Here is a 12,247-nt window from a genome sequence, read left to right on the forward strand (position 1 = left end):
GTGTCCCACACCCGGGGGGCGACCGCTCCTTCCCAGGGGTGGTCCACGGCCAGGACCGCCAGCTGGCCGAAGAGCATCACCAGCAGCGTGATGGCCAGGTAGCCGGAGAGGGAGCCGCGCTGGACGAAGCCGGTGACCTGGAGGGCGACACGCTCCAGGCCCAGCAGGAGGTGCCCGAACACGCTGTCCGCGGTGGGCCAGGCGACACGGCGGGAGAAGCGGGTGACCGTCGTACGTCCCGCGAAGAGCACCGCGCCGCCCGCCCAGGTCAGGGCGGACAGCAGCAGGACAGTCCCGAAGCCGTGCCAGAGCGCGAGATGGTAGGGGTGCGCGGGGGCGGGGAAGGTGTCGGCGTACGCGGCGAACAGACGGTCCGTCCATCCGACGCCGGGGCCGAGCACCAGCCCGGCGACGGCGAGGACGGCGGGCGGAGCCAGGAGGCCGGCGCCGACGCGGTGGGCGGGGGTGTCGGGGACACCCGGCTTACGGGCGAACGCACCCCAGAGGAAGCGCAGGGTGTACGCGACGGTCAGTACGGAGCCCACGACGGTGACGGCCAGCACCCAGCGGTCGGCGGTGTCACCGTGCAGCAGCGCGTCGAAGGCGGCCTCCTTGGCCGCGAACCCGAGGAACGGCGGCAGGGCCGCCATGGACGCGGCGGCGAGCACCGCGACCCCGCAGACGTACGGCATGGTGCGGCCGAGGCCGGAGAGCCGCCGCAGGTCCCGGGAGCCGGCCGCGTGGTCCACGATGCCGGTGACGAGGAACAGCGCCGCCTTGAACAGGGCGTGCCCCAGGATCATCGCGACGGCCGCGAGCGCGGCGTTCCGGTTCCCCGCCCCGGCGAGCACGACGAGGAAGCCGAGCTGGCTGACCGTGCCGTAGGCGAGGACGAGCTTCAGGTCGTTCAGGCGCAGGGCGCGCCAGGCGCCGAGGAGCATCGTCGCTCCCCCCAGGACCAGGACGACCGGCCGCCAGACGGGGACGTCCGCGAAGCCGGGCGCGAGCCGTGCCACCAGGTAGACGCCGGCCTTCACCATGGCCGCGGCGTGCAGGTAGGCACTGACGGGCGTGGGCGCGGCCATGGCGTTCGGCAGCCAGAGGCTGAACGGCCAGATCGCCGACTTGGAGAGGGCCCCGCACAGCACGAGGACGAGGGCGACGGACACGGCGAGGGTCGGCTCCGGCGGTTCGGCGACGAGCGCGGAGATCCGGTAGGTGCCCGCCGCCTCGCCGAGGATCAGAAAGCCGACCAGCATGGCCAGGCCGCCCATGGTGGTGACCGTCAGTGCCTGGAGGGCGGAGCGGCGGTTCTGTTTGCGTTGGCTGGTGTGACCGATCAGCAGGTACGAGAAGACCGTGGTCAGTTCCCAGAACACGTAGAGCGAGATCAGGTCGTCCGCGAGGACGAGGGCGAGCATGGCACCGGCGAAGGCCAGCAGGTTCCCGGCGAAGGGCGCCAGTTGGGGTGAGTCGTCGGTGAAGTAGTACGCGCAGTACAGCAGGACGAGCGTGCCCACCCCGGCCGCGAGCAGCACCATCAGTTCGGCGAGCGCGTCCAGGCGAAGGGCGACGGACACGTCGTAGGTGCTGATCCACTCCCATGACCAGGTGACCGCCCGGCCCGCTTCCGTGCCGCCCCACTCGGTGGCCGCCCACACCGTGGTGGCCGCCGGGGGCAGCGCGAGCACGAGGAAGGCGTATCTGCCGAGCCGCCGCACGAGCGGCACGGAGCACGCCGCGAGTGCGAAATGGCTGAGGACGAGTGCGATCACGACAGGCGGTCCGGAACAAAGGGCACCGAATACAGATATATCCCCCGGCCCGGTTCACCCGTCCGGCGCGCCGCGCGGCGGTCGGCCCGCTGCTTACGGTCGGCGGCTGTGGTCGGTACTCGCCCCGCTGTCGTCACAGGACGGCGTCTGCCCTGTCCGCCCGCGGTCACACGGTATGACGTGGGACCTTTCCGACGCTTCCGCTCCGGCGCCCCGCCCGTTCCGCAGCACCCGGTCGGCCTCGATCGGCAGATGGCGCGGCTCGTCGGGCACCTCGCCGGGCAGACCCCGGCCGCCTCCGGCGACCTGCGGGCGGCGGGGCGGGCCGTCACCGACCGTGAGACCTTCGCCGTCGGAAGACCTCCGCACGGGGCACGGGGACGGTCCGCCGGTCATCGCCGTCGCCTCCTGGGTGCGCCGGAGAACGTATACGCGCACCCTCAGGCTCGCCCCGGAGCGCGCATACCGCTACCGGGACGGGACCGGCATTCCCGATGCTTCGGCGGGCGAGCGTGTGCTTCCGGTGCGTGTCCTGTGTTGCACATGTGAGGCCACTTTTTCTTCTCTTTTGCACTGTGGCTAATATCCATGTGTCCAAGTTCTCAACGTATTTGACCAGTCACCGGCTGGCATCATCGTCAAGGAGCATCCCCTGCGCACGCGCGCGTCACGGCGGACCGACTCGGCACCCATGTCGTTGCGGACGGCCCTTCTCGTACTGGCGATCGTCCCCGGAGTCGCACTGGGGGCCCTGTGGGCCGTCACCAGTGGTCAGACCTTCCTGGACTTCCAGCGCCAGGCAGCCCAGGGACTCTTGGCCGAGAAAGCAGGCCAACCGTCCAACATCGTGTACTACAACCTGCAGGAGGAACGCCGGCTCAGCGCGGAGGCGCTGGCCCGGCCCGGTGACTCCGGAACGGCGCTGAAGCAGCAGCGCACGCTCACCGACAAGGCGATCAGGACCTTCGAGTCGCTCTCGGACGTGAGCGCGGACGACGCACCCGACGAGGTGCTGGACGCCGTCGGCAGGGCGCGGGAGGCCATCAGCCAACTGCCCGCCCAGCGCACCCTCGTCGACGAGGGCGACAGCGACCAGCAGGCGGTCGTCTACGACTACTACACCGACCTGATCGCCGTGGACCTGGAGCTGTTCTCGGCCCTCAGCCATGTGGACAACGGCGAGGTGACCACCCTGGGCCAGCCTCTCGTGGACCTGTTCTGGGCCAAGGAGATGATCTCCCGCTCGGACGCGATCCTCACGCGCGGCTGGCCCGAGGGCAAGCTCGGCACGGAGGACCTCCAGGAGCTCCGGAACGCGGTCTCCGGCCAGTCCTTCCAGGCCGGCACCAAGGTGGTCCCGTATCTCCCCGAGGACGAACAGGCCCGGTGGAAGGAGCTGACCGAGAGCTCCGCCTGGAAGGCCAAGACCCAGGTCGAGGAACAGGTCCTGCGCCCCGCGGAGGCCGACCGGTCCGGCTTCGTCGAGCTCGAGGCCGAGGAGGAGACCTGGCGCGAGGCCATGGACGGTGTCACCCCCCAGCTGGTCGAGATGCTGGAGAAGCGCACCGACGCCGTGGTGGTGACCGGCAAGGACACGGTCATGTCCCTGCTGCTCAAGATGGTCCTCACCTCGGTGATCGGTCTGCTCGCGGTCGTCGCGGTCGTCTGGACCACCTGGCGCCTCACCCGTAACCTGCGCCGGCGCATCTCCGGACTCCAGGAACGGGCCGAGGAGCTGGAGAAGGCGCTGCCGGACGTCGTCGAGCGGCTGGCCCAGGGGGAGAAGATCGATGTCGAGGCCGAGGCCCGCGCGATCGACGCACCGGACGGGGGCGGTGACGAACTCACCCGGCTCGGCGGCGCGCTCAACCAGGCCCGCACCAGCGCCCTCCAGGCGGCCGTCCGGCAAGCGGACCAGCACCGTGGCTTCGAGCGGCTGCTGCAGCGCATCGCGCGCCGTACGCAGCAGCTGATCGGCCAGCAGCTCAAGAAGCTGGACGAGCTGGAGCGCAAGCACGAGGACCCCGAGGTGCTCGACGGTCTCTTCGACCTCGACCACCTGACGGCGCGTCTGCGCCGTTACGAGGAGAACCTGGTGATCCTCGCGGGCGGCTCGCCGCACCGCCGCTGGCGCAAGCCGGTCCCGCTGCTGGACGTCATGCGCTCGGCCCAGGGCGAGGTGCAGGACTACCGCAGGGTGGTGCTGGACCTCGACGGTGCTCCGTGGCTGGCCGAACGGGCCGTGGGTCCGGTCTCCCACGTCCTGGCGGAGCTGATCGAGAACGCGTTGACCTTCTCCCGGCCGCCCAGCCCGGTCGAGGTCCGCGCGGCGAAGGTGAGCCGGGGCCTGGCCATCGAGGTCGAGGACCGCGGCCTGGGCATGGACGAGCAACAGCTGGCCGACGCGAACGAGCTGATGAGCCGTCCGCCGCGGATGGACGTGCTGGCCCACGCGGAGGACATCCGGCTCGGCCTCTACGTGATCTCGCGCCTCGCGGACCAGCACGGGCTGAGGGTCGAGTTCCGGCCGTCCGCCTTCGGCGGCACCCGCGTGGTCGTCCTCGTCCCGGACGAGCTGACCGTGCCCGAGCCCGGCTCAGGGCCCGTCGGCGTACCCACGGCCGCCACCGCTCCACCGGCGGCGGAGCACTCCCCGGCCGCCGCGCCCGCGGCTCCCGGCGCGCTGCCGACCCGGGTGCAGGGCCGGGCGATGGCCGGGGTCACGGCCCTGGCCGACCACACCGCCAGATCGCGGCCCGCCGAAGACGAACAGCCTGCTTCCGAGCAGCCGTACGCCGGGGCCGGACAGCCGTACGCCGGGGCCGATGACCCGTTCCCCGTGCCCGGACAGCCCTTCCCGCCGGACGGGCCGGCCCACACGCCGTACCCCGGGGCGGACCAGCCGTACGCGGCCGGCTCGTACCCCGCGCCCGGGCACGCGTACACCGACGGCTCGTACTCCGTGCCCGGTCAGCCGTACGCCGAGGCGGACAGTCCGTACTCCGGCGCCGGACAGCCCTACGCGGCCCAGGAACAGCAGTACATGACGGCCGCGGGCCAGTATCCCGTGCCCGGTCACACCTACGCGGAGCCGGTGGAGGACCCGTACGCGGCGCCCGAGCCGTCCTACGCGCAGCCCTGTCCGGCGGGGGACGGCACCACCGGCCCGCACTCCTACGGTGCGCCCGACCGTTCCGGGCCCCCGGCCCTTCCCGCGGGCCCGGCGGAGCAGCCGGCCCCCGCGCCGGCGGGCGGGGAGCCCCCGCTCCCCCGCCGCGTTCGCCAGGCCAGCCTGGTGGACGAGCTCCGGGTGGACCCAGCCGCCCGGACGGCCACGCCCAAGCCCCCGAGCTGGGACGAGAACCCGCTGCTCCGCCCCGTCCCCCGGCGGGCCGGTGCGGCGATCGGGGCATTCCAGCGGCGCTCGCGCGCGGCACGTGCGGCGGAGGAGCCGCAGGGCCCCGCCCCCGCCGCCCCCTCCCCTACGAGAGAAGAACGGTCATGACACGCACAACGGCCACCCTCCAGGACCTGGACTGGCTGCTCGACGGTCTGGTGGACTCGGTCGCCGAGACACTGAACGCCGTACTGCTGTCCGACGACGGGCTGGTGGTGAGCCACTCACGCACCATCGAGCGCGCCGACGCGGAACGGCTCGCCGCGATATGCACCGGCCAGCAGAGTCTCGCCCGCGGTGTCGGCCAGTTGTTCGACGGCGGATCGGTCCACCAGGTGATCGTCGAGCTGGCCGACCTCTGGCTCTTCATCATCGCCGCCGGCCAGGGCACCCACCTCGCCGTGGTCGCCTCCCAGGAGGTGGACGCCGAGGTGATGTCGCTGGCGATGCACAACCTGGTGCAGCAGGTCGGCCAGAAGCTCACCGCGCCGGCCCGCGGTGACTTCGACGCCTTCGGCACCGGGGACGGGCAGCGGGTGTGACCCCCTACCGGTACGGAGGGGAGGACGAGCCTGAGACCGAGGACGGCGCGAGCACCATGGTGCGCCCCTACACGATCACCCGTGGCCGGACCGCCCCCGAGCGGGACGACTTCAGCCTCATCACCGTGCTCACGACCGCCGGGGAGGCGCTGGACGAGCACGGCGCACCCCTGCGAGCGGGCCGGCTCCAGCCGGAGCACCGCATGATCCTGGACCGCTGCCGCCGGCCGGCAGCGGTGGCCGAGGTCTCCGCCGGCCTCGATCTGCCGGTCTCGGTCACCAAGATCCTGCTGGCCGATCTGGTGGCCCAGGGATTGCTGCTGGCCCGCGCCCCCCTGTCGGTGGCGCGGGCGTCCGGCGGGGCGGACATGGGCCTGCTCGCCGCAGTACGAGACGGACTCCGGAGACTCTGAACCGATATGACAACCAGTCCGACGGCGCCTTCCGCCGTCAAGATCCTCATAGCCGGTGGCTTCGGCGTCGGCAAGACCACGCTGGTGGGCGCCGTCAGCGAGGTGACGCCGCTGCGCACCGAGGAATACCTCACCCAGGCGAGCGTCGGCGTGGACAGCCTCGCCGGCGTCAGCCAGAAGGACACCACCACGGTGGCACTGGACTTCGGCCGGATCACGGTCAGTCCGGAGCTGGTGGTCTACCTCTTCGGCACACCGGGCCAGGAACGCTTCTGGTTCATGTGGAACGACCTGGTCAGCGGCGCGCTCGGCGGAGTCGTCATCGCCGACACCCGCCGGATCGAGACGAGTTTCGCCTCGATCGACTTCTTCGAGAGCCGGGACATCCCCTTCGTGGTGGCGATCAACTGCTTCCACGGCCACAACACCCGCACCACGGAGGAGATCCGGGCGGCCCTGGACCTGGACCCGCACGTCCCGCTCATGATCGGCGACGTCCGGGAGCGGACCTTCGGCCGGGACGTGCTGCTCGCTCTGGTCGACCACCTGATGAGCCTTCCCGTGGCCGTCGGCTGACCGCCCTCCTCCCTCTCCCTCTTTCCCTCCCTTTCCCGCCTGGAGATCTCAGATGGCAACACCCCTGCGTGTACTGGTACACGGCGGCGGCATCGGCGGACTCACCCTTGCCGTCGCACTCGCCCGGAGCGGGCACACGGTCGAGGTCGTCGAACTCCGCGACGAGCTGGACGCACTCGGCGTCGGCATCATCCAGCCGTCGAACGCCCTGCACGTCATGCGTGAGATCGGCGTGCTCGACGCCTGTGTGGCGGCCGGCTTCGCGTGGGAGGTGCTGACCATCTGCGACCCGGCCGGCGCCACGCTCGCCAAGATCCCGCAGCCCCGCATGGACGGCGCCCCCGCCGGCAACGGCATCCCGCGCCCCGCCCTGGCCGAGGTGCTGGGCGCGGCCACCGCGGCCGCCGGGGTGCCGGTCCGCTTCGGTACGACGATCAGCGAGCTGACCGACGACGGCGCCGGTGTCGAGGTGACCCTGTCCGACGGTTCCTCCGCCCGCTGGGACCTCGTCGTCGGCTTCGACGGCATCGGCTCGCCGCTGCGGACCCGGCTGTACGGCGACCGCTTCACCCCCGAGTACACCGGCTTCGCCAACTGGCGGGTCACCGTCGGCCGTCTGCCCGAGGTCCAGGGGGTCGTGGTGAGCGCGGGCCGGTCGTCGACCAAGGCACTGCTCACACCGATCACGGACGAGCTGATGTACCTGGCCGCCGTGACCGCCGAGGAGCCGGACTTCCGTCCCGACCCCGCGCGGGCACACGAGCAGCTGAAGGAGCGCCTCGCCGGGTTCGGCGGGCCCGTCGCCGAGGCGCTGGCCTCGGTCACGGCCGCGGACGGGGTCGTGTACTCGCGCATATCGCAGGTCACGGTGGACGCGCCCTGGCACGTCGGCCGGGTCGTCATCGCCGGTGACGCCGCGCACGCGAGCACGCCGAACCTGGCGCAGGGCGCGGCGATGGCGGTGGAGGACGCCCTGGTCCTGGCCCGGTCGCTGGACGCGGAGGACGACGTCGCGGCGGCCCTCGCCGCCTGGGAGGACCGCCGCCGTTCACGCGCGATGTTCGTGCAGAACCTCTCGCGTGCCCTCCTGAAGGAGGAGACGGGCAGTGCGACGACACCGGAGGAGGACGAACTCCTGAAGGTCGGTATGCCGGGCGCCGCCCACGTGCTGGTCAAGCCGTACTGATCCGTGCCTCGCGGCGGCAGGGGGCGGTGCGGCCGGTCGCACCGCCCCCTGCGCGCGTGCTGCCTCAGTCCAGCACCGCGATGCCGTCGAGCTCGACCATGGCCTGCTCGTCCCAGAGCCGGGCCGTGCCGACGACGGCCATGGCCGGGTACTCACGCCCCGCCAGCCGCCGCCAGATCTCGCCCAGTTCCGGGGCGTGGGTGCGGTAGGCGGCGACATCGGTGGCGTAGACGGTGACCCTCGCCAGGGCGGTCGGGGCGCCGCCCGCGGCACGCAGGGCGGTGAGCAGATTGCCCAGGGCCGTCTCGAACTGCTCGGGCAGGGTGGAGCCGACGATCTTTCCGGCGCCGTCCAGCGCGGTCTGGCCGGCCAGGAAGACCAGGCGGCCTCCGGCGGCCGTGACCGCGTGCGAGAAGCCGGTGGGCGGGGCCAGTTCGGCGGGGTTGATCCGGGTGATCGGATTCATGCGGGCGTCTCCTGGGTCTCTCGTTTGGATCAGGCCGGATCAGGGAGCGGGGTCTGGTGCGTGCAGCTGCAAGACGGAGGATTGAGGCAACGCGGAGCGTTGTTGATTGACGACAACGCCGCAGATGTGCGTGCCAGGCCTCGCGAGCCCGGCATGATCCAAACGAGAGGCCCTAGGTCGCGTACAGCTCCTTGGCGATGATGGTGCGCTGCACCTCGGTGGCCCCCTCGTAGATCCGGGGCGCGCGGACCTCCCGGTAGAGGTGTTCGAGCAGATGGCCCCGGCGCAGGGCGCGGGCGCCGTGCAGCTGGACGGCCGCGTCGACGACGTACTGCGCGGTCTCGGTGGCGTACAGCTTGGCCATGGCGGCGCGCCGGGGCACACCCGGCTCGCCCGCGTCGTGGGCGGCCGCCGCCGCGTAGACCAGGAGCCGGGCGGCCTCGGTGCGGGTGGCCATCTCGGCGACCTGGTGCGAGACCGCCTGGAGGTCCTTGAGCGGTGCTCCGAAGGCGGTGCGGTCCGCAGTGTGCGCCAGGGTCGCGTCGAGCGCGGCACGGGCCATGCCCACGGCGAACGCTCCGACACTGGGCCGGAAGAGGTTCAGGGTGTCCATGGCGACCCGGAACCCCCGGCCCGGCTCACCGAGCACGTCGTCGGCGGTCACCGGGACGCCGTCGAAGTCCAGTGCCCCGATGGGGTGAGGCGAGAGCATCTCCAGGGGCGTCCCGGTGAGTCCGGGGCGGTCGGCGGGGACGAGGAACGCGGTGACACCGCGGGCTCCGGCGCCCTCGCCCGTCCGCGCGAAGACGGTGTAGAAGTCGGCCTCGGGGGCGTTGGAGATCCAGCACTTCTCGCCGGTGAGCCGCCAGCCGCCGCGGTCCGGCTGTGCGGCGAGGGCCAGCGCCGCCGCGTCGGATCCGGCGCCCGGCTCGCTGAGCGCGAAGGCGGCGACGGCGCGTCCGGCGCGCACCTCGGGGAGCCACCGCGCGCGCTGGTCCTCGGTCCCCGCGAGACGGACCGGGCCGGCTCCGAGTCCCTGGAGCGCGAGCGCGGTCTCGGCCTCCGTGCAGCCGCGGGCCAGCGATTCGCGCAGCAGGCAGAGGTCGAGCGCTCCCGAGTCGAGGAGCCTGTCCAGGAGCCCCAGTCCCCCGAGGGCGGCGACGAGCGGGCGGTTGACATGGCCGGGCCCGCCCTTCTCCGCGAGGGGGCGCAGCTCGTCGCGGGCGAGGGTGTACAGCTCGTCGCACCAGGCGGTTCGACCGGGATCGAGGGAGAATGCCGTCATACCGGCGCCTCTCTTGTCACGACTTATCGCGGACCATTGACTACCGTCACTCAAACGATACGCTCCAAGGGCGACCAGGGTCTTTCGTTCGGGTCAGGCCGGATCAGGGAGCGATGCTTCATGAAGCCGTCAGGTACCGCCAGCGCGCACACCGACACCTTCGCGCGCGACCACCTCCCACCCGCCGAGGACTGGCCCGAGCTGGTCTTCGACCTCCCCGAACTGGCCTACCCGGCCCGGCTGAACTGCGGGTACGAGCTGCTCGACCGCACCGTCGAACGCTTCGGCCCCGACCGCCCGGCCTTCAGGAGCGCCGACGGAGGCGTCTGGAGCTACGGGGAGCTGCGGGACCGGGTGGACCGCATCGCCCTGGTGCTGACGCACGATCTCGGCGTCGTACCGGGCAACCGCGTGCTGCTGCGCGGCCCCACCTCGCCCTGGCTCGCGGCCTGCTGGCTCGCCGTGACGAAAGCCGGCGCGGTCGCGGTGACGGTGCTGGCGCAGCAGCGGGCGTCGGAGCTCGCCACCATCTGCTCCCTCGCCCGTGTCGGCCACGCCCTCTGCGACATCAGGTCCGTCGACGACCTGGCCGCGGCCGGGGTGCCCGGGCTGCGCGTCACGACGTACGGAGGCGGCTCCCCCGACGACCTGACGGCGCTCGCGGCCGCCCGGCAGGGGCCCTGCCCGGCGGTGGACACCGCCGCCGACGACATCGCGCTCATCGCCTTCACCTCGGGCACCACCGGGCGGCCCAAGGGCTGCATGCACGCCCACCGCGACGTGCTGGCCGTCGCCGACACCTTCGCCCGCCACGTCCTGAGGCCGGAACCCGACGACGTGTTCGCGGGCAGCCCGCCGCTCGGCTTCACCTTCGGACTCGGCGGCCTGGTCGTCTTCCCGCTGCGGGCCGGTGCCTGTGCCCTGCTGCTGGAACAGGCCGGTCCCAGACAGCTGCTGCCCGCGCTCGCCGAACACCACGTCTCCGTCCTGTTCACCGCGCCGACCGCGTACCGCGTGATGCTCGACGCGCTCGACGGCCACGACCTGTCCGCGCTGCGCCGCTGCGTGTCGGCCGGGGAGAACCTCCCCGCCGCGACCTGGGAGTCCTGGTACGAACGGACGGGGCTGCGCATCATCAACGGCATCGGGGCCACCGAGCTGCTGCACATCTTCATCTCCGCCGCCGACGGCGCCATCCGGCCCGGCACCACCGGCGTCCCCGTGCCCGGCTGGCAGGCGCGGGTGGTGGACGACGACGGCGAGGAGCTGCCCGACGGCGAACCGGGCCTGCTGGCCGTGCGCGGCCCGGTCGGCTGCCGGTACCTCGCCGACGAACGTCAGCGGGCGTACGTACGCCACGGCTGGAACATCACCGGCGACACCTACGTCCGCGAGCCCGACGGCTACTTCCGCTACGTCGCCCGCGCCGACGACATGATCATCTCCGCCGGGTACAACATCGCCGGTCCCGAGGTCGAAGAGGCCCTCCTGCGCCACCCCGGCGTGGCCGAGGCCGCGGTGGTGGGCCGGGACGACGATCTGCGCGGACAGATCGTGGCCGCGTACGTCGTGCCGCGCGAGGGCGCGCTGCTGTCGGCCGACGGTCTGCGCGCGCACATGAAGGCCGAGCTGGCACCGCACAAGTGCCCGCGCGCCATCGCATTCCTGCCCGCGCTCCCGAGGACCGCGACGGGCAAGCTCCAGCGCTTCCTGCTGCGCGGCACCGCTCTAGAGTGATCACGTGGCCGAGCACACTCCCCGTTCCCTGATCGTCAGCCTCTACGGCGCGTACGGCCGTCGCCCCGGCAACGCGCCGCTGGCGGTGTCCGAGCTGATCCGGCTGCTGCACGCGGTCGGGGTCGACGCCCCGTCCGTGCGCTCGTCCGTGTCCCGCCTCAAGCGCCGGGGGCTGCTCGCCCCCGCCCGCACGGCGGACGGCACGGCCGGATACGCCCTGTCGTCCGACGCCCGACAGCTGTTGGACAACGGCGACCGGCGGATCTACCGGCGGCCGGCGCCCCTGCCCGGCGACGGCTGGGTGCTGGCCGTCTTCTCCGTACCGGAGGCCGAGCGCCACAAGCGCCACCTGCTGCGCTCCCGCCTCGGCCGGCTCGGCTTCGGCACGGCGGCACCCGGGGTGTGGATCGCGCCCGCCGGTCTGTACGAGGAGACCCGGCACACGCTGGAGCGCCTCGGACTCGCCCCGTACGTCGATCTGTTCCGCGGGGAACACCTCGGATTCGCCGCCACGGCGGAGGCGGTGGCGCGCTGGTGGGACCTGGACGCGATCGCCCGGCTCCACCTGGACTTCCTGGAACGGCAGGAGCCGGTGCTGCGTTCCTGGCAGGCACGGGCCGGCGGAGAAGCCCCGGACCCGGAGGAGGCCTACCGGGACTACCTCCGCGCGCTGGACTCCTGGCGGCAGTTGCCGTACGCCGACCCGGGGCTGCCCGGGGAGCTGCTGCCGAAGGACTGGCCGGGCGGGCGCTCGGCGGAGGTGTTCGGGCTGCTGCACGCGCAACTGCGGGACGCAGGCGCCCGGTTCGTCGGGTAGAGCCCTGATCCACCCGCGAAATCAAGATGACCCGAGGCCGTGGGACCCGCCAG

Annotated in this window: 10 protein-coding genes; 7 read left to right on the forward strand and 3 right to left on the reverse strand. The window is 72.5% G+C overall.

The features are described from left to right. Window positions 1-1,775 (reverse strand): proton-conducting transporter transmembrane domain-containing protein (locus ACZ32T_RS29670; RefSeq protein ID WP_467370027.1); only part of this gene is annotated, 1,775 nt, incomplete at its 3' end. Window positions 1,776-2,466: 691 nt separating this feature from the next. Here ACZ32T_RS29670 and ACZ32T_RS29675 point away from each other — a divergent pair. Genes ACZ32T_RS29675 through ACZ32T_RS29695 form a run of 5 tightly spaced genes read left to right on the forward strand, consistent with a single transcriptional unit; the run spans window position 2,467 to window position 7,889 of the window. After that, window positions 2,467-5,280, forward strand: a complete 2,814-nt coding sequence (locus ACZ32T_RS29675) for a sensor histidine kinase (RefSeq protein WP_467267872.1) — start codon at window positions 2,467-2,469, stop codon at window positions 5,278-5,280. Beyond that, the gene (locus ACZ32T_RS29680) at window positions 5,277-5,714 is read left to right on the forward strand and encodes a roadblock/LC7 domain-containing protein (RefSeq protein WP_145808438.1); all 438 of its coding nucleotides are present in this window, start codon (window positions 5,277-5,279) and stop codon (window positions 5,712-5,714) included. Before ACZ32T_RS29675 ends, ACZ32T_RS29680 begins: the two co-directional genes overlap by 4 nt. Next, window positions 5,711-6,127: a DUF742 domain-containing protein gene (locus tag ACZ32T_RS29685; protein ID WP_467370030.1), complete on the forward strand. Its 417-nt coding sequence runs from the start codon at window positions 5,711-5,713 to the stop codon at window positions 6,125-6,127. Before ACZ32T_RS29680 ends, ACZ32T_RS29685 begins: the two co-directional genes overlap by 4 nt. Window positions 6,128-6,133: 6 nt before the next feature. Then, on the forward strand, window positions 6,134-6,703 hold the full coding sequence (locus tag ACZ32T_RS29690; protein WP_356710519.1) for a GTP-binding protein: 570 nt from the start codon (window positions 6,134-6,136) through the stop codon (window positions 6,701-6,703). 52 nt (window positions 6,704-6,755) lie between these two features. Further along, the gene (locus ACZ32T_RS29695; protein WP_467370032.1) at window positions 6,756-7,889 is read left to right on the forward strand and encodes an FAD-dependent monooxygenase; all 1,134 of its coding nucleotides are present in this window, start codon (window positions 6,756-6,758) and stop codon (window positions 7,887-7,889) included. Window positions 7,890-7,953: 64 nt separating this feature from the next. Here ACZ32T_RS29695 and ACZ32T_RS29700 read toward each other — a convergent pair whose 3' ends face one another. Together ACZ32T_RS29700 and ACZ32T_RS29705 are read right to left on the reverse strand one after the other, a co-directional pair. After that, a complete protein-coding gene (locus ACZ32T_RS29700) occupies window positions 7,954-8,355 on the reverse strand; it encodes a RidA family protein (RefSeq protein WP_467267880.1) in 402 nt (133 codons plus the stop codon). Window positions 8,356-8,527: 172 nt separating this feature from the next. Next, window positions 8,528-9,640, reverse strand: coding sequence for an acyl-CoA dehydrogenase family protein (locus ACZ32T_RS29705; RefSeq protein WP_467267882.1), 1,113 nt, complete (start codon window positions 9,638-9,640; stop codon window positions 8,528-8,530). Window positions 9,641-9,760: 120 nt separating this feature from the next. On the opposite strand from ACZ32T_RS29705, the gene ACZ32T_RS29710 reads away from it, so the two are divergent. Together ACZ32T_RS29710 and ACZ32T_RS29715 are read left to right on the forward strand one after the other, a co-directional pair. Beyond that, a complete protein-coding gene (locus ACZ32T_RS29710; RefSeq protein WP_467370034.1) occupies window positions 9,761-11,377 on the forward strand; it encodes an AMP-binding protein in 1,617 nt (538 codons plus the stop codon). A gap of 4 nt (window positions 11,378-11,381) precedes the next feature. Then, window positions 11,382-12,194 carry a PaaX family transcriptional regulator gene (locus tag ACZ32T_RS29715; RefSeq protein ID WP_467370036.1) on the forward strand — a complete coding sequence of 271 codons (813 nt, stop codon included), beginning with the start codon at window positions 11,382-11,384 and terminating at the stop codon, window positions 12,192-12,194. Window positions 12,195-12,247: the final 53 nt, after the last annotated feature.

Source organism: Streptomyces sp. NPDC023573 (assembly GCF_055559735.1).

Excerpts from the sequence above, each read along its gene's own strand:
- ACZ32T_RS29675 (WP_467267872.1), top strand. The coding sequence starts at position 2,467 with ATGTCGTTGCGGACGGCCCTTCTCGTACTGGCGATCGTCCCCGGAGTC.
- ACZ32T_RS29695 (WP_467370032.1), top strand. The coding sequence starts at position 6,756 with ATGGCAACACCCCTGCGTGTACTGGTACACGGCGGCGGCATCGGCGGA.
- ACZ32T_RS29680 (WP_145808438.1), top strand. The coding sequence starts at position 5,277 with ATGACACGCACAACGGCCACCCTCCAGGACCTGGACTGGCTGCTCGAC.
- ACZ32T_RS29710 (WP_467370034.1), top strand. The coding sequence starts at position 9,761 with ATGAAGCCGTCAGGTACCGCCAGCGCGCACACCGACACCTTCGCGCGC.
- ACZ32T_RS29705 (WP_467267882.1), bottom strand. The coding sequence starts at position 9,640 with ATGACGGCATTCTCCCTCGATCCCGGTCGAACCGCCTGGTGCGACGAG.
- ACZ32T_RS29690 (WP_356710519.1), top strand. The coding sequence starts at position 6,134 with ATGACAACCAGTCCGACGGCGCCTTCCGCCGTCAAGATCCTCATAGCC.
- ACZ32T_RS29700 (WP_467267880.1), bottom strand. The coding sequence starts at position 8,355 with ATGAATCCGATCACCCGGATCAACCCCGCCGAACTGGCCCCGCCCACC.